13 protein-coding genes are annotated in these 17,023 nt (G+C 47.0%); 5 read left to right on the forward strand and 8 right to left on the reverse strand.

Going from position 1 to position 17,023, the window contains the following annotated elements; genetic code table 11:
* The first annotated feature begins 36 nt into the window (after positions 1 to 36).
* Both NG792_RS02205 and NG792_RS02210 read left to right on the forward strand, forming a co-directional pair.
* Positions 37 to 3,786 carry a PAS domain S-box protein gene (locus NG792_RS02205; protein WP_261234346.1) on the forward strand — a complete coding sequence of 1,250 codons (3,750 nt, stop codon included), beginning with the start codon at positions 37 to 39 and terminating at the stop codon, positions 3,784 to 3,786.
* Positions 3,783 to 4,934, forward strand: coding sequence for a response regulator (locus tag NG792_RS02210; protein ID WP_261234347.1), 1,152 nt, complete (start codon positions 3,783 to 3,785; stop codon positions 4,932 to 4,934). Before NG792_RS02205 ends, NG792_RS02210 begins: the two co-directional genes overlap by 4 nt.
* Before the next feature lie 71 nt (positions 4,935 to 5,005).
* Here NG792_RS02210 and NG792_RS02215 read toward each other — a convergent pair whose 3' ends face one another.
* The 4 genes from NG792_RS02215 to hemL all read right to left on the reverse strand — a co-directional run bounded on the left by NG792_RS02215 (position 5,006) and on the right by hemL (position 9,956).
* Positions 5,006 to 5,452, reverse strand: a complete 447-nt coding sequence (locus tag NG792_RS02215; protein ID WP_261200255.1) for a DUF962 domain-containing protein — start codon at positions 5,450 to 5,452, stop codon at positions 5,006 to 5,008.
* Entirely contained in the window at positions 5,452 to 7,173 is a 1,722-nt protein-coding gene (locus NG792_RS02220; protein ID WP_261234348.1) for an N-acyl-D-amino-acid deacylase family protein, read from the reverse strand. The genes NG792_RS02215 and NG792_RS02220 overlap by 1 nt, the downstream gene beginning before the upstream one ends.
* Positions 7,174 to 7,836: 663 nt before the next feature.
* The gene (locus tag NG792_RS02225; protein WP_261234349.1) at positions 7,837 to 8,463 is read right to left on the reverse strand and encodes a YybH family protein; all 627 of its coding nucleotides are present in this window, start codon (positions 8,461 to 8,463) and stop codon (positions 7,837 to 7,839) included.
* 194 nt (positions 8,464 to 8,657) lie between these two features.
* Positions 8,658 to 9,956, reverse strand: a complete 1,299-nt coding sequence (gene hemL, locus NG792_RS02230; protein WP_261234350.1) for a glutamate-1-semialdehyde 2,1-aminomutase — start codon at positions 9,954 to 9,956, stop codon at positions 8,658 to 8,660.
* A 287-nt stretch (positions 9,957 to 10,243) separates the two neighbouring features.
* Here hemL and NG792_RS02235 point away from each other — a divergent pair, with 287 nt between their 5' ends.
* Positions 10,244 to 11,116 carry a calcium-binding protein gene (locus tag NG792_RS02235; protein ID WP_261234351.1) on the forward strand — a complete coding sequence of 291 codons (873 nt, stop codon included), beginning with the start codon at positions 10,244 to 10,246 and terminating at the stop codon, positions 11,114 to 11,116.
* Between the two features lie 5 nt (positions 11,117 to 11,121).
* Positions 11,122 to 11,772 carry a bifunctional phosphoribosyl-AMP cyclohydrolase/phosphoribosyl-ATP diphosphatase HisIE gene (hisIE, locus tag NG792_RS02240; RefSeq protein WP_261234352.1) on the forward strand — a complete coding sequence of 217 codons (651 nt, stop codon included), beginning with the start codon at positions 11,122 to 11,124 and terminating at the stop codon, positions 11,770 to 11,772.
* Positions 11,773 to 11,856: 84 nt separating this feature from the next.
* Here the strand turns inward: hisIE and NG792_RS02245 are convergent, their stop codons facing one another.
* The gene (locus NG792_RS02245) at positions 11,857 to 13,131 is read right to left on the reverse strand and encodes an MFS transporter (RefSeq protein WP_261234353.1); all 1,275 of its coding nucleotides are present in this window, start codon (positions 13,129 to 13,131) and stop codon (positions 11,857 to 11,859) included.
* Positions 13,132 to 13,254: 123 nt separating this feature from the next.
* On the opposite strand from NG792_RS02245, the gene NG792_RS02250 reads away from it, so the two are divergent.
* On the forward strand, positions 13,255 to 13,512 hold the full coding sequence (locus NG792_RS02250) for an HU family DNA-binding protein (protein WP_261234354.1): 258 nt from the start codon (positions 13,255 to 13,257) through the stop codon (positions 13,510 to 13,512).
* Between the two features lie 143 nt (positions 13,513 to 13,655).
* On the opposite strand, the gene ruvX is transcribed toward NG792_RS02250, so the two are convergent.
* The 3 genes from ruvX to NG792_RS02265 form a co-directional block, all read right to left on the reverse strand.
* A complete protein-coding gene (gene ruvX, locus NG792_RS02255; protein ID WP_261234355.1) occupies positions 13,656 to 14,120 on the reverse strand; it encodes a Holliday junction resolvase RuvX in 465 nt (154 codons plus the stop codon).
* 281 nt (positions 14,121 to 14,401) lie between these two features.
* Positions 14,402 to 15,649, reverse strand: coding sequence for a GNAT family N-acetyltransferase (locus tag NG792_RS02260; RefSeq protein WP_261234356.1), 1,248 nt, complete (start codon positions 15,647 to 15,649; stop codon positions 14,402 to 14,404).
* 183 nt (positions 15,650 to 15,832) lie between these two features.
* Positions 15,833 to 17,020, reverse strand: a complete 1,188-nt coding sequence (locus tag NG792_RS02265; RefSeq protein WP_435387553.1) for a F420-0:Gamma-glutamyl ligase — start codon at positions 17,018 to 17,020, stop codon at positions 15,833 to 15,835.
* Positions 17,021 to 17,023: the final 3 nt, after the last annotated feature.

The following is a 17,023-nucleotide window of genomic DNA, read 5'->3' on the forward strand; positions in this document are numbered from 1 at the left end:
TTTTCCATCTTGATTGTATCGGCGAGGTATTGACGAATGAAAACAGAGGGAGAGCGGTCTTATAAAGGCGAAGTCTTGGTTGTTGATGACACGGTTGCTAACTTAAAACTGTTAGTGGATTTGCTGTCAGGTCATGGGTATAAAGTCCGCGCCGCACCGAATGGAATTTTAGCACTTCAGGCGGTGGATGTCAATACTCCAGACCTCATTTTACTGGACATCATGATGCCGGAACTGAATGGGTATGATGTCTGTAAAAAGCTCAAATCTCAAGAGCAAACCCGCCATATTCCGATTATTTTTATCAGTGCCTTATATGAAACTTTTGATAAAGTTAGAGGATTCGCCGTGGGCGGGTCGGATTACATTACTAAACCGTTTCAGGAAGCGGAAATCTTAGCCCGGATTGAGCATCAAGTGAAACTGCAAAAATTAGAGGGGGAATTAAGGGAACGCAACTTTCAACTGAGCTGGGAAATTCAGCAACGCAATGCAGCGGAACGGGAAAAAGACAGATTAATTATTTCCTTACAAAAAAGTCAAAGATCATTAGCCACCGCCCAACGAGTTGCCGGGGTTGGGAACTGGGAATTGAACTGGGTGACCCGACATTTAGTGCTTTCCGATGAAATGTTTCGGATTCTGGGGGTCAAATATAAAGTGAAACCCAGCTACGGTGAAGTATTAAAGATGATTCATCCTCGGGACCGCCGCCGGTTTTCCCAAACCTTAAAGCAGGCGATCGCCTCGGGGAGTTCCTATCAAATTGAAGGCCGAATCCAGCGACCGGATGGGGAAATTCGCTATATAGAGGCCAAAGGAGAAGTGATTAGGGACCTGGAGGGCAAACCGAGTCAAATTTTTGGCACGATTTTAGATATTACCACTCGCAAACAGGTCAAAATTCAGTTAGAAAAACAATTAGTCCGCAGCGAACTGCTGCGAGGCATCACGGAAAAAATCCGCTCGGAATTACAGCTAGAGAAACTGCTAGATACTGCCGCCCAAGAAATTAGAGATGCCTTTGGGGTGAGTTGCTGTGAAATTCATACTTACCTGGAATCCCGAATTCCCCCCTTGCAAATTGCTGCTTTCGCCCTTGCTCAGGGGTGCCAATGGAGTCCAGAGTTAGAAATACCCCTGGATAAAACTCCCTACACTGAACAATTTTTAGAAAGCGATCGCTCCGTCGCCATCAATGACCTAGAAACAGACCCCTTATTTCAGCCCCTTTTGGCTCAATACCCACAGTTTCAGGTCAAATCCATGCTGTTAGTGCGAACCTCCTATAAAGGACAACCGAATGGGGCCTTGCTCTTGCATCACTGCGCTTGCCCCCGGGAATGGAGTGGGGGAGAAATCGAGCTGATTGAAACCATTGCCGCTCAAGTGGGCATTGCGATCGCCCAAGCCAATTTTCTGAAGCGGGAAAAACAAGCGCGCGCCAAACTCAACCAAAAAAACCAGCAACTTCAACAAGAAATTAACGCCAGAATTCTCACCGAAACTGCCCTAAAAACCAGTGAAAGCAAATATCGCAACCTGGTAGAAACCTCCCAAGACTTAATTTGGACCATCGATACCAAAGGACGGATTACCTTTGTGAATGCGGCAGTTCGAGATATTTATGGATATAGCCCCTCGGAGGCGCTCGGGCGATCGTTTACGGAGTTGATTCATCCGAGTCGATGGGCTCAGGATCAGCAATTTTTCCGCCAAATCCTCCTAGAAGAACAAGAAATTTCTCAATATGAGACCACTCATATCACCCAAGCCGGAACTCCGATTTACATGATGCTCAATGCGATTCCCTTGCGGGATGAAGGGGGTTTTGTAATCGGGATTACGGGTACTGCCAGCAACATTACTCAGCTTAAACAGACCCAAGCCAAACTCATTGAAACCAACCGGCTGCAACAAGCTATTCTCAACAGTGCCGAACATACCATTATTGCCACAGACCCCCAAGGTACAATTCTCACCTTCAATGCCGCTGCTGAACGATTACTGGGGTATAACGCGCAAGAAGTCACTGCCCAGGCAAATGTGGTGATCCTCCACACTCGGGAAGAACTTCAGGAACGCGCCGACACCTTAACCGCTGAGTTGGGGTATCCCATCGCCCCCGGATTTGATGCGATCGTTGCTAATGCTCGTCATGGGGTCCCGGATATCCGCGAATGGACCTACCTCCGCAAGGATGGTTCTCGCTTCCCCGTATGGCTTTCGATCACCGCCTTACAAGATACGATGGGTCAGATTACCGGATTTCTAGGTATCGGCAGTGATATCACCGATCGCAAACAAGGCGAAGAAGCCCTCAAACAAGCGGCGATCGCAGCCGAAATGGCTAACCATGCCAAAAGTGAATTTCTCGCGAATATGAGCCATGAATTGAGAACCCCACTCAATGCGATCCTCGGCTTTGCTCAGGTGATGGCTGGGGACCCTTCCCTCCAACCGGAACACCAACAACAAATTGAAATTATCAATCGGGCTGGTTCTCACTTACTAGAACTAATTAATGACATTTTAGAAATGTCAAAAATTGAAGCCGGGAGAACAAGTTTAAAATTAGAACCCTTTGATCTGGGGCAGATGCTGCGAGATTTAGAAGATATGTTGCGGTTTAAAGCTCATGAAAAAAATCTCCTCCTCATCACCGAAGTTGCCTCGGATGTTCCCCTCTACATTCGCGCCGATCAACCCAAATTGCGCCAAGTTTTAATTAACATTTTGGGGAACGCAATTAAATTTACCCAAACGGGTTCCATCACCTTGCGCGTTCATCACGGCAGTGGAGATTGTGAATCGCTGAATCAGCGGGATTCCTGTCCCTGCTTTCTCGGGTTTGAAGTCGAAGATACGGGTTCGGGAATTGCACCGGAAGACATGAACCTGATTTTTGAAAGTTTTGGTCAAACAGAAATGGGACGCAAATCCGGTCAAGGAACGGGATTGGGTTTACCCATTAGTCGTCAATTTGTGCGAATGATGGGGGGTGAAATTCAAGTGAGCAGCATCCTGGGAGTGGGTAGTAATTTTACCTTTGCTATTCAGGTTGAACCTGTGCATCCGAGTGAAGTCCCTCAGACTCAATCTAAGGGGTCGGTGATTGGGTTAGCTCCGGATCAACCGACTAAACGCATACTCGTTGTGGACGATATGTTAGAAAGTCGGTTGTTGCTCGTCAAACTCCTCGGTAGTATTGGATTTGAAGTCCACGAAGCTGAAAATGGACAAGAGGCGATCGCTCAATGGTTACAGTGGCAGCCGCATTTAATCTTAATGGATATCCGAATGCCTGTCATGGATGGCTATGAAGCCACCAAACAGATTAAATCCACTCCCCGAAGTCATACAACCGCCATTTTAGCCCTAACTGCCAGTGTGTTTGAGGAGGACCGTTCGGCAGTATTTGCCGCTGGATGCGATGACTTCCTTCGCAAACCTTTAGAAAAAGATGAACTGTTAGAAAAAATCGGATACCATTTGAAGGTGGACTATATTTATGCCGATGAGCTTCACCCCTTTAAAAAACTAAAACAAGAGACTGAAACCGAGGAAATTTCACCGGATTTACTTAAATCTTATTTAGAACAAATGCCAACTCACTGGATAGAACAAATTTATGAGGCTGCTGCTCAATGCAGCGATGACATGATTTTAAGTTTAATCGAAGAAATGCCTCCGGATTTTGAACCAGTAGGTCGGGCCTTAAGTAAATTAGCAGAAAATTTTCAATTTCATCAAATTATGAATTTAACCTACTCGGAGGAGTTATGATTTCCTTTACAGATGACTTTAATAAACCCGTGATTTTAATTGTTGACGACCAACCGGATAATTTACGAGTTTTGTCCTCGATGCTGGTCATCAAAGGGTATAACGTCCGCAAAGCATTAAACGGACAAATGGCTTTATCAACTTGCAAAAAATTTGTCCCGGATTTAATTTTATTAGATATCATGATGCCCGATTTAAGCGGGTATGAAGTGTGTGAATCCCTCCAGGCAAACCCTCTTACCTGCCAAGTTCCGGTCATTTTCCTCAGCGCACTTGATGATATCACCGCAAAAGTTAAAGCCTTTAGTTCCGGAGGAGCGGACTACATCACCAAGCCTTTTCAAACTGAAGAAGTCCTAGCGCGAATCCATAAACAACTGACCATCGAGCGTCTGCAACGCCAACTGAACCAAAAAAATCAGGAGTTACAAACCCTGAATGAGGAATTAAAAAGATCCAACACGGAATTAGAGCAATTTGCCGGGGTCGCTTCCCATGATTTACAATCTCCCTTACAACTAATTATGGGCTATGCAGATATGTTACTCTGGAAATATGATAGCTTACTCGATGAAAAGGGCGAACATTATCTGAGTGAAATTTCTAAAGCCAGTCAGCGGATGAATCAACTGATTCAGGATTTATTGTCCTATTCTCGGGTCCGAGTGGGTAATGTTGAACTTGAACCCATTGATTGCGAAATCGTTTTATCCGAAGCCTTAGCCAATTTACAAGACGATATCAACGGCAGTGGCGCTTGTATCACCCACGAGCCCCTCCCCATCGTCCTTGGCGATCGCACCCAACTGATCCAGCTTTTTCAAAATATCCTGAGTAATGCCATTAAGTTTCGCCGTCCCCTTTTGACTCCGGAAATTAACATTTCTTTCACCGTCAAACCTGATAATTTTGCGGAATTTAAAATCCAGGATAATGGCATTGGCATTGCTGAAGAAGATTATCCTCTAGTTTTTGAAATCTTCAAACGAATCCATGCTTATAATAAATATCCCGGTACCGGAATCGGCATGAGTCTGTGCAAAAAGATTGTAGAAGGACATGGGGGAAAAATCTGGCTAGACTCTCAACTCAATAGGGGGACCACTTTTTTCTTTACCCTCATCCTCCCGAGTCGGAATCAACCCTAAAACGTCAAATCTTTATCAAAGTTCGTCATAACCAATTCAGGGGTTATCCCGGATTGTTCGTCATAACAAACTCAGTGGTTCTCTTTCCCTCCCTCTAAGTTTTCCATCTCTACCCTCAACAGGGAAGCCCCACCGGATAGTTCAACCCGTTGCCGAACATCCTCCTTATACTTACCCAATAGAATGCGCCATAACATTCGACCCAAACAGAAAGATGCACGCCAGGAGAACACTGCATCCCGGAGTTGTATCTCACTGCGTTCAAACCAAAAATGACCCATTAATCCTGTCAACTGAGTGAGGGGTAACCCCAACAAAATCCAGGAATTCTGAAACCATACCGCCGCAAAGAGTATCCCGTAAAAAATCAAAATTCCTACAACGTGCAATGCCACATTCATGGGATGCTGATGTTTGAGCAGAAAAATATCCCAATACTCCGTAAAGGGAACATTGTCCAGGCGATCGCCCCTATACTCTCTCACCTTTTGTCCCTGAGTCCCATTCATCTGATCCATCACTCCCTTCCTGCCACCGACGGAAACAACACCGTCCCCAGGGGTTCAGAACCCAGACGAGAACTCACTTGACCCTGAGACACCACGGGAACGCCCTTGATATAGACTGAGTGGATAATCTGATCCGAACCCCGCTTCACCATCCGAGGTTCCCCATCTAAAATCGGGTCTAATATTTCCACTTGAGGGGCGATCGCCTCCTGCAACCCCAGAGGATTCAGTAACACCAAATCCGCTTTCGCACCCACCTTCAACACCCCCGCATCCAGGCGAAACCACTGCGCCGGTTCTCCCGTCACCCGATGAATCGCCGCTTCTGGAGTCATAAAATTCGTCGTTACCGCTTGTTTCAACAACGATAAAGCCCCATCATAATAGCCCAAATTCCGAACATGAGCACCAGCATCGGTAAACCCGGGCAAAATATCCGGATGTTTCATCATTGCTAACCGGGGTTCGAGGCGATCGTTTGCACCCGTCGCCACCCAGCGCAAATCCGTATCATAACGCTGCAACAAATCCATAAATAAATCCACCGGGTCCTGCTGCATTTTCTCCGCGATCGCTGCAAAACTCAACCCCTGCCAACTCGGTTCAGGACAGCTCAAAATTTCCATCAATTTCAAGTCTCGATGAAAGGATTTGCGCCATCCATTCAACCAGTCTTTACGAAACTGATTCCGAAAGGTTTCTGATGCCCATAATTCCTGTCGTTCCTCTCGGGAATCACAACTATTCAGTTGTGCCCCCGTAGAGAATTCTTCAAATAAAGGAGTCACCGGACCATCAGAATAAATCGTAAACGGTTCCGTCAGAGTTTGAAAGCGCACATTCCCGCGCAATAGGCGATTCCAAATCCATAAAAGGGGAGAAAAAACCCGCCACAAATTGCGATTATGTACCGCATCCAATGCTGAAAGAACCGTCAACCGTAAAGGAGGTTGACCAATGCCCGAACCCAGGGCAATAATATCCAAAAAAGAAGCCAAGCGCTGTAAATTGGGAGTGACTTGAAATACCCTGTCCCGTTGCCGACACAGATTAGCCAAGCAAGCATATTCCGGTAGTTTAGCGTGTTGAGAGGGGATAGTACAACCCCGCCATTCTCCACTCATACGATGCCAGGGAAACATATCAATAGAAATACCAATAAATCCCGCTTCTAAAGCAGATTCAGCGATTAGTTCCATCTGGTTGAGTTCCCCTGGCGTAGGGTCAACCGTCAGACTCCGTTCCAATCCCATCACATGAGCGCGAACCGCACTATGTCCTAACATCGGCGCAACATTAGGACCGAGGGGTAACTGTTGTAAATGGTGCAGATATTCCCCGGGAGTTTGCCAAGAAACCGACTGGTTTAACCATTTAGCAATCAATCGATGGGAGAGGGTTTCCACGCGCTGAAAAATATCCGCCAACATTTGCGCTTCCCCTACGGCAACAGATAAACTGCAATTGCCAATCACCACACTGGTGACCCCATGCCGAACCGATTCACTCAATCCCGGGGCAATTTCTAGCTCTAAATCGTAGTGGGTATGAATGTCAATAAATCCCGGTGTGACCCAGAACCCCGAAGCATCCACAACCTGAGCCGCTTCTAGCGAGAGATGAGGAGAAATTGCGACAATTTGACCTTGTTTGATGCCAATATCTCCCGTAAATGCAGGGGAACCTAAGCCATCAAAAATTAATCCATTTTTAATTAAAAAATTTAGCATATTTTTAGAATAATTGTAATAAAAAATGCCTCATTTTGAGAAACAAATAAAGAGCTTAGTGACCTGAAATTAGGAGGAGCAGTTTTGAGGAATAATCTAGTTTGTTGCCCACTCTATATCCCTCTAAATCCCCCTTCTTAAAGTTAGGGCTGTTTCATTCTAAAATTTTCCTGGCACCGTAAGTGTTCTAGCCAAAGGGTTTTCGGCCTTATTTCTTGCTTTTAGGTTAAAAGTTAGGAAATAACGTCTGTATCACCCGCCCGATAAAGCTTACGAATAAGCAAAAAAATAATTTGGCCTTGAGAATGAAACAGCCCTACTCCAGAGGAGGGGAATAAGCTCCAAAATTCCCCTCCCTTGGAGGGGTGCCCCGCAGGGGCCGGGTGGTAAATTCTAGCTAGTAATCAAGTATTGAGCTATGCACCCTACTCAAAAGTATATGTCTCTTCCCAATCAAGAAACCACCCCGTCCCTTCGGGACACCCCTCCAAGGGAGGGGAATAAGGCTGTATCCCCGGCCAGATAAAGCGATTGAACAATGCAAAAATGAATTGGGCTGGGAGAATGAAACAGCCCTACCATCTTAAGGGGGACTGGGGGGATTTCCACAAGTCTCAGCCTTTCCCAATATTTATGCTCTTAAAGAGAGGGATTCAGATTCTATTATCTCATGTACCGTCGTAACAGAAACATTAACAACGCCCCCACCAAAACACCGGCCACCGATGTTCCCACTGCTATCAAATTTCCCCGTTTTTCGGTATAATTTAAAACGGGATTATCTAAGAAATTAGCCGAAAAATGAAGGGATTGAATCGTCCAGGTATTCTGCACTTTTTGGAGTACAGCAGTCCATCGCAGGGGCATGGTTTCTTCATTTCCATCTCGGAAATAGAATGTAGAGAGGGCCTCTCCGGAAGCGACTTCTATTTCGGGAGATAAAAAAGTTCGGATGGTTTCCCCCTCCAAACTCATGTTCAGCCTTTCAATGGGTCCGTTAAATTGTTCATTCCAATAGGTTTCAAATTCTCTCACGGTATGGAATACCTGGTTATCCACCGTGGTAATGGTGAAAGACGGATGTAAATAGGGTTCAATGCTTGTAAAATCCCGGTTATTTAAGGCATCCAGAGCAATCTGTCGGGTTTGGAGAATCCTTTGGAGTTCCTGTTCATTCACTTGTTGTCCCCAGGCTGATTCAGGCATTGTGAAGGCGATGGAAAGGGCCAGTAATGCAGTCCAAAAAAGCAGGCTAACTCGGAATTTGCGTGGCTGTTGTGGGGTTTTCATTGGGTTTTGTATTTTAAGTGAGTAATGGTTATCTTGGGTGGTCCAGTCAAGGGTAGAGGTGCACCTAGGGAATTGAAATTTGATATAAATTAACACAAAAAAAAGACAATGAGAATGAAGATAATCAGGAAGTTTACTCGTCCTGATTGTCTTCATTCTCAATGGCTACAGAAAATCTGGTTGGGTGGGATTAGCTAGAGACTAGACATGACCTCATGGGCGATCGCTAAGGTGCGATCGATATCTTCATCGGTATGAGCTAAAGAGGTAAATCCGGCCTCAAATTGAGAAGGCGCTAAATAAACTCCCCGTTCTAACATTCCGCGATGGAAGCGGGCAAATTTGCTCAAGTCGGATTTTTTGGCATCTTCATAATTATGCACAGGTCCGGGATTGAAAAATAGGCCAAACATGGCGCTAATTTGACCGCCACAGGCTTCATGTCCCGTTTCTTTGGCAATTTTCAGCAATCCCTGACTCAACTTTTGGGTAATCTTATCCAGATACTCATAAGTTCCGGGTTTGTTGAGCAATTCCAGGGTTTTAATTCCTGCCGTCATGGCTAAGGGATTCCCTGAAAGGGTCCCGGCTTGATACATCGGACCAGCGGGGGCTACCATTTCCATGATGTCGCGGCGTCCACCATAAGCCCCTACCGGCAATCCACCGCCAATCACTTTACCCAAGGTGGTTAAGTCGGGGGTGACGCCGAATTTTTCCTGTGCGCCGCCATAGGCAATCCGGAACCCCGTCATGACTTCATCAAACACCAGTAACGCGCCATGTTCTTGGGTGAGGACCCGCAATCCTTCCAGGAATCCACCATCCGGGGGAATAAATCCCGCATTGCCGACAACGGGTTCTAAAATCACCCCAGCAATCTCCCCAGGATTTTGCTCAAATAAAGCTTTAACAGCTTCCAAGTCGTTGTAGGGTGCGGTGAGGGTATTGGCCGTGGTAGATTTAGGAACACCGGGAGAGTCCGGCAGTCCCAAGGTAGCAACGCCGGAACCGGCTTTCACCAGAAACATATCGGCGTGTCCGTGATAACAGCCTTCAAATTTGATTAATTTCTCCCGTCCGGTGAAGGCACGCATCAGGCGCAAAACCGCCATACAAGCTTCGGTTCCGGAGTTGACAAATCTCACCATTTCTATGCAGGGAACGGCATCAATTACCATTTCGGCGAGGACATTCTCTTGGTAACAGGGTGCACCAAAGCTGGTACCTTTATTTAAGGCATCATGGAGGGCCGCAATCACTTCGGGGTGAGCGTGTCCACAGATGGCGGGTCCCCAAGTTCCCACATAGTCGATGTAGTGGTTTCCGTCTACGTCCCAAACATACGCGCCTTCGACTCTATCAAAAACGATGGGTTGTCCCCCGACGGATTTGAAGGCACGCACGGGAGAACTGACCCCTCCGGGCATCAGTTTTTGGGCGGCTGCGAAAATTTCTTCGGATTTTGTGGTATTGAAGGTGGTTGTAACCAAAGGGTCTCCTTTGCCAGAGGCTTAACGGTTGACTTTGTTTAGAATACGGCTTTTGGGTGGGAAGTGTTTAAGAGGAGCGTCCAAGTTATAATGTTTAATCCTACCCCGATCGCAGTCCCGAGGGCTAGTGCACTGGTAGAGTGGTTAGAAACGGGGTTTTTTGACAGAATCTTTACTGGCTTTGCACCGAAGCAAGGGCGCTGAAACCTGTTTTCTTGTTCCTTTGATCTCCTTCCAACCCAGAAACCTGAGTACCCAGTGTTAACAGAGTTTTAGAGACAGCGACTATGCGGGTTTTAGTGACGATTCCTCATGTTTTTAATCCCGAAGGAGGGGGCGGTTATGCATCGTTAAGCCCCGACTCCCAGCCTAGGATTCAAGCGCTGACCCAGTGCCTTGAATCGTTACATGGCACTTATAATAGTCGATCGCAGTTCTATTTTCAGTACAACCACCAGTTATATACCCTCCCGGCAAATGTGGAAACTTCTGTGGAACTGTCGATTATCATCTGCACTACTCAGGGGTTACATCTGCTGGAGAAATTGCCGGTGACTGGGGATTCCTATACCCATCAATCCTTTGCCTGTCATCCGATGCTGTTGGGGTTTGAATGTCAGGGGGTGTTAAAACAAAATTTAGGTGGCTATGATTATTATTGCTATTTGGAAGATGATATTATTTTAAGTGACCCGGATTTTTTCCAAAAGTTATCCTGGTTTACTGCCTATATTGGCAATCATGCCGTCTTGCAACCCAATCGATTTGAATGGGTGAAAAAACAGCCGGTTAAAAAGTTTTACATTGACCCGGAGTTGGAATTTAAAACAGGTAGAAAAGATAATTTTGCTCACTATTTTAGTGATAACCTAGTGCTAACAGGTAAAGTTCTGGGTCAACCCATTACTGTTAAGCGGGCAGAAAATCCCCATTCGGGCTGTTTTTTTCTGAATCAGCCTCAAATGGAACAGTGGGCGAATCAACCGTACTTTTTGGACCGGGATTCGCGCTTTTTTGGACCCTTAGAAAGTGCAGCCACTTTGGGAATTGCCCGGACTTTTCGAGTTTATAAGCCTGCGCCGCAAAATGCAAATTTTTTAGAAGTTCAGCATTACGGTGAGGGTTGGAGTCAGAAAATCAAAGATGTTAAGTTTACATAACCGTTATGTCAGAGACTGAAATGGTAAGCAGTAAAACGGCGATTCCTGTGGATCGGATTCGCTATAATGAACAGGGTCTAGTTCCGGCGATCGCCCAGGATTATCTGGATGGAACCGTGTTGATGATGGCTTGGATGAATGCGGAATCGTTGCAAAAAACTCTGGAAACTGGGGAATGCTGGTATTGGAGTCGATCGCGCCAAGAATTGTGGCACAAAGGGGCAACATCGGGACATCTCCAAAAGGTGCGATCGCTGCGCTATGACTGCGATAGTGATTGTCTATTAATCGGCATTGAACAAATTGGTGATATTGCCTGCCATACCGGGGAACGCAGTTGTTTTCATCAAATTGAGGGCCAAATTGCTGCACCTCCGGCAGATATGCTATCCCAGGTATTTGAGGTAATTTGCGATCGCCGGGATAATCCCTCGGAAGAGTCCTATACTGCTCGATTAATCGCCGGTGGGGATAATAAAATTCTCAAGAAAATTGGGGAAGAAGCAGCGGAAGTGGTGATGGCTTGTAAAGATGATGATGCCGATGCGATCGCGGGGGAAGTCGCGGATTTATTCTATCACTCTATGGTTGCCTTAGCCAAACATAATGTCGATTTACGAGAGGTTTATCGCAAGTTGCAACAGCGTCGGCGATAAGAAACACGTGCAGTCGTTACTACGAACTAAGTAAGATAAAGAATCCCTTTTTGTAGTAACGACTTGCGGTAGTTCTCGGATTGATTAAATTTGCACTTCACTCAGCCGTTTTCTTTGAACCAACATCCGATCAAGAACCTGTAAAATCCCGATTACTGCCACCACACTAAGCACCAATCCGGGCCATAATCCATCAGAGAGGGGACGGGGTAAATCTAACACAAATCCCCCTAAAATAGGGCCGATAAAATAACCGATGGCCCAACATTGAGAGTTCAGAGATAAATAGACGCCTCGGAGAGAAACCGGGGCCATTTCGGCGACTAAAGAGGAGGCAGCGGGATTGTAAACCACGATCGCGATCGCCAGGATTCCGAGGGCGATCGTTGCCGTCACTAACGGTGAAGTGGCGATCGTTCCGGTGATGGCAATAAAAATAAATCCCCCTGCCCATAAAATGCCAGAAATTGCCAAGACTTTGGAATGTCGCCAGTGTTTGAAGACTCGGGAAACGGGCAATTGCATCAAGATACAGAGGGCTAAATGCCAGGTAAATAATCCACTAATTGTTCCAGCGGAAAATCCCCTGCCGGTGTCTTCAGATTTTACAAAATCAGTGAGATATAGAGGTAGAGTGGTTTGAATTTGGGCGATATAGGTAGTAAAGATAATATTTACTAAGGCATACACCATTAAGGTGCGATCGCGCAAGGCACTCATCCATCCTTGTAGGGGCGGTTTAGAAGGAATCTCCTGCCGATGAGGTTCCTTAATCGCCATCCAAATTAACACAAAAAATAAGACAAATGAGGCGGCATCAATGATAAAAAGTAACCGATATTCACCAGTTACCGAAATCAAAAAACCGCCAAAAATTACCCCCAATTGTAATCCTAAACTATCTCCAAGTCGGGCCATTGCGTATGCTTCATTGCGTTGCCCTCCGGTGGTTAAATCGGCCACGACGGACTCGGTAGCAGGCCAATATAAGCCGATACCAAAGCCCATGAGAATATTCCCTAAAACCAGGATTTCAAAGCCATTGGCTAGGGCTAAAACTGCCGAGGCGATCGCGGAAATAATCGCCGCCCCCAGTAAGGTGCGTTTGCGGCCCCAATGGGGTGAATCCAAACAGGAACCACAGACAATCCGCCCCACAATTCCGGCGATCGAACCGATGCCTAAAGCAAACCCCACCGCAGTTTTAGTGAGTCCCACTTCATTGACGAAAAATATCGGGGCATAAAACAACGTAAATCCACTGCCAATTCCCGACAACAACCGACCAGAAATTAAAACCCAAACTTGCAGGGGAAGTTTGGGCAACCAATCCAACAGACGGTTAAATAAACGTTTCATACAGAAGTCTAAAAAAAAGGTGATACAATTCTTTAATCGACGATTTCCTGATGGTGATCGCCGAGTAATCTTTTAATTTTTCTTTCAGTTTAACCGATTATCCTTTGAACTAAATCTACAAAAATGTCGATTGACAAAAAAGAACTGATTACTAAAATAGCCCAACGCATTCAGAAAGAACCGGATGCGATCGAGGAAATATTAGACGCAACCCTAGCAGAAATTTATGAATCCCTCAAACAAGGGGAAAGCGTTTCCCTCAAGAACTTTGGGACGTTTTACATTCGTCCGGAAGGAGAAACCAGCGTTTTTAAATTCAACCCGTCTCAACGCTTAAGAAAACTCTTTGGTTGGGCTTCTACCTATCGCGGAGAACTTTAAAGCCCAATTTATCAACATTGTTTCTCGTGTCATGGCTGAAGCCGTGACACGGGCATTTTGCGGCTCTGCCGCCTAATTGAGGTGTAGATACAGGAGGCAGAGCCTCCAATAAGCATGACTCGGCAGAGCCAAGTCACGAGAGATTAACTGTTTTCTGGTTGTTCTACAGTTTCCACTTTGATAGTTTTGCGTCGGTCCTCTAACCATTGTTGCAAAATCAAAGCCGCCGCTTTGCGGTCAATTAACCCTTTATTGCGAGAGGGAGAAACATTTTGTTCAATCATCATTTGCTCGGCATAATAGGAAGTGAGGCGCTCATCTACAAACTCTACTGGTAAATTGAGTGCTGCCGAGAGGCGTTTGCTAAATTTCTGAACTTGGCGCGCTTGAAAGCCGATAGAACCATCCATTGAATAAGGCAATCCTACCACTAACAGCGATACCCCCCGTTCTTCAATAATCGCCTGAAGTTGGCTGAGAGTATCGGCAAAAGATTTCCCTTCAATGGTGGTAATTCCTGTAGCAATTAAACCTGTCCCATCGCAACCGGCGACGCCAATCCGTTTGCGACCAATATCTAATCCAAGTGCTGAGATTTTTTGTGCCATTCCCTCATTAAACCTGACAGACTTGAGCGTTCACTCATGGGGTGCATCTCACTGTTGCGAGTGTTGAGCCAGCCCCTACCCCGACTCAGCCTTCACCACCCCGTCAGGCTTCGCCTGCCACCCCTCCAGAGGAGGGGAATGGGGAAAATTCCCCTCCTCTGGAGGGGTGCCCGTAGGGCGGGGTGGTGGTTGCCTAACTCAGATGCACCCCACTCATCCTCATGAACGGCCAAGGGTTAGCCGTCGAGTCATTAGCCAGATTCTGACTAATGACCCAGACTCTAACTCAGGGTATCATCATCCAAGGTCATATCCAATTGCTCATTGGGGAGCAAGGCACCAATATCCTCAAGCGAGGATTGGGAGGGTTCTGGTTTCCCCCCAGCGGAAGGAGAGGGCGGTTTGGATAGCCAAGACATCCGGCTGGGAATGGGTTTGCGAGTGCCTTGTAAGCCTTGCAGGACCTCGGATAATTGCAATTCCAGAGAAACGGGCTTAGATTCACGCAGCTTGTGCCATACCGATCGCGACATCAGCAAGCTGTGGGAAATCCGCTGTGCACCGACTTGCTGCAAATATTCTTCCCGTTCTGGCTGATAGTCCGCAGAGGCTAACAGCAGGGATTGGGGCGGTAATTCTTGGACAATCCGGGCCATTTGAGCCAGCAGTTCAGGATATAACCAGGTGTAAGCCGGATGCACCGTCAGTTCGGCTACATGGGGTTGAGACCCATTGCGACTGAGGCGGACTTGAAAATAGCCGATCGCCGCTTTGCGTTGGGGTTCAAAAACATACCCGCTGACGGTTTCGGTTTTATGCAGCCATTGGCGGACACCTTGAATGACAGCACCCACCAAGCTGGTATGAAAATCCTGGATATGGCGATCGAACACTTGACGCACCAAAGGCGGCATCGCCGCAGTATCCAATTGATACAGCAGTTGAGCATCGGCATTACTCACCGGCATCAAATTAGGCAAATCCGGTTCCCGTTGGGCCAACTGTTCCAACAATTCCGAGGCGATCGCCCAATAGGTCATCTGCGCCAACGGCTGAAACCCATTATGCCGATACAGCGCCAGTTCATCTTTTTCATTCACATCCACTTCTAGCAGCCACATCCGCGCTTCCCAGATGGACTCTAAGCAATGGCGGATCAGTTGGGACCCAATCCCCAATTTTTCCGAACTCGGAGGGACTACTATTCGGTCAACACGCCAAGTGCTGCGGGTATGGTTAAACGGGGAAATCTGAATCGCACCCCGAATTTTGCGATCGTCTTGGGCGACCCGAACGCACAACCGATTTTGGAGTGGATTAGGAAACACACTCAGCAACTTCAGGGGCCAATACCAGCGGCGAACCGTATCAATTTGAGTCCCAATATCCAGGGACCCATTGTCAATAGAACTGCTGGGACTGCCCGCCTCAATTTCAGTTGCGTTAGCGAGTTCTGCTACCGCTTCTAGGTCGCGGTATTGCAGAGGGCGGATCGTCAGTGTTTGATTTTGGGGCAGGTGTGAGGTCATTTTGGAGGGACTGTTTATTCAACATTACTTGACAGCACCGTGCAAAAAGCTTTCCGGGCTTCGCAACCCTCGTGGAACAGCACAGGTGGCTATCTTTCACCCTGCCCGATCGCCCCCCTCACGGAGGAAGGCAGAAGATCGGCGCTGTTCCTTCCTCCGTTATAATCCATCGCTGTTTTAGGATTAAGATTTCCGGCCCGGACGAATCAACACCACAGGGGTTTGCTCATCGGCATTCCCGGCAGGATTGCTCCGTAAGGATTGCTCTAAAATCTCAGTAGAAAGCTCGGAGGAGGCTGCTAATATCTTAACCGCTTTTAAATCGTTCACGTCTACGATAGCAGCAGATAATCCCGTCTGTTGTTTGATGGTATCGACAACTTGCTGGGGATTATCGGGACCGAGGACAATAAATTGATCGTAGGGAGGCAGAGTCCCGGTGACGTCATCAATCAGTCTTGCCTGTTCTCCGGCTAATTGGTAAAAGACCCCTGGTTTCCCAAAGACTTTGGCGATCGCCCCAATGAAAAAGGCCAAAGCCACCCGCACAGGTCCCTCGATATCCACCAAGGTTTGCAATCCGCAGGCGGTAGCTAAACTAGAGGTAGGCAGGAAGTAATAACAGAGGCGTTTTGCCACAAATCCGGGTTTAACGGTACTGGGATGATGCCAGCGGTCCTGCATAATTGCTACAGGGGTTTCCCCAATGGTCACGATATCCCCAGGTTGAGCATGAGGCATCACATACCGCTTAACGATATCAACGGGATCATCCAAGTTCGTCAATAAATGAGTCTTGATGGGTAAAATTTCCGCATTGGCTTCGGGAATCTTGCGCCAGTTGGTAGATTCCGAGGGGTCTGGATATTTTAAGGGTACGACCAGATGGCGGGTTTTGGGAATCCGGCCCTCGGGTCCGTAGGTGACATAAGTGATGGCAATCCAGGCAGCTTTTAGGCGATCGAGGTTCGGTCCCTGAATATCAATCGCCACTTTCATGCGAGTTTTTTTGCCAATTTTGACAATATAGCCAAACCAGTAGTTATCATCCCGAGCTTTTTCGTCCGGGTGCATGGGAATCACTTCTGTGCGGGTGGTGATTCCTTCTAGGCTACTGCCGGAGAGGAGTTTGACCTCCGTATGAACTTCCGGCACCATAATTTCTAGGGTGGAGGTGCGGTTAATCAGTTCCAGTTCCCCAATCAGTTGACGCCGTTCGGGAGATAACACTTCTTCGTGCCATTCTCCTGGGGTCAAATCTAGTTGATTTCCAGGTCTTCTGCGGTATTGGGATTCGATGGCAGCGGCAGCGGTTCCTAGGACCAATGCTGCCGCGCCGAGTGTGATTCCGATGGTGGTTGCGATCGCCACAAG

It is taken from the genome of Laspinema olomoucense D3b, assembly GCF_025370785.1.
GTDB classification, from domain to species: domain Bacteria; phylum Cyanobacteriota; class Cyanobacteriia; order Cyanobacteriales; family Laspinemataceae; genus Laspinema; species Laspinema olomoucense.

What these genes read in the sequence shown, in the direction of transcription:
- NG792_RS02205 (WP_261234346.1), top strand. Translation starts at nt 37, where the DNA reads ATGAAAACAGAGGGAGAGCGGTCTTATAAAGGCGAAGTCTTGGTTGTT.
- NG792_RS02210 (WP_261234347.1), top strand. Translation starts at nt 3,783, where the DNA reads ATGATTTCCTTTACAGATGACTTTAATAAACCCGTGATTTTAATTGTT.
- NG792_RS02215 (WP_261200255.1), bottom strand. Translation starts at nt 5,452, where the DNA reads ATGGATCAGATGAATGGGACTCAGGGACAAAAGGTGAGAGAGTATAGG.
- NG792_RS02220 (WP_261234348.1), bottom strand. Translation starts at nt 7,173, where the DNA reads ATGCTAAATTTTTTAATTAAAAATGGATTAATTTTTGATGGCTTAGGT.
- NG792_RS02225 (WP_261234349.1), bottom strand. Translation starts at nt 8,463, where the DNA reads ATGAAAACCCCACAACAGCCACGCAAATTCCGAGTTAGCCTGCTTTTT.
- NG792_RS02235 (WP_261234351.1), top strand. Translation starts at nt 10,244, where the DNA reads ATGCGGGTTTTAGTGACGATTCCTCATGTTTTTAATCCCGAAGGAGGG.
- hisIE (WP_261234352.1), top strand. Translation starts at nt 11,122, where the DNA reads ATGTCAGAGACTGAAATGGTAAGCAGTAAAACGGCGATTCCTGTGGAT.
- NG792_RS02245 (WP_261234353.1), bottom strand. Translation starts at nt 13,131, where the DNA reads ATGAAACGTTTATTTAACCGTCTGTTGGATTGGTTGCCCAAACTTCCC.
- NG792_RS02250 (WP_261234354.1), top strand. Translation starts at nt 13,255, where the DNA reads ATGTCGATTGACAAAAAAGAACTGATTACTAAAATAGCCCAACGCATT.
- ruvX (WP_261234355.1), bottom strand. Translation starts at nt 14,120, where the DNA reads ATGGCACAAAAAATCTCAGCACTTGGATTAGATATTGGTCGCAAACGG.
- NG792_RS02260 (WP_261234356.1), bottom strand. Translation starts at nt 15,649, where the DNA reads ATGACCTCACACCTGCCCCAAAATCAAACACTGACGATCCGCCCTCTG.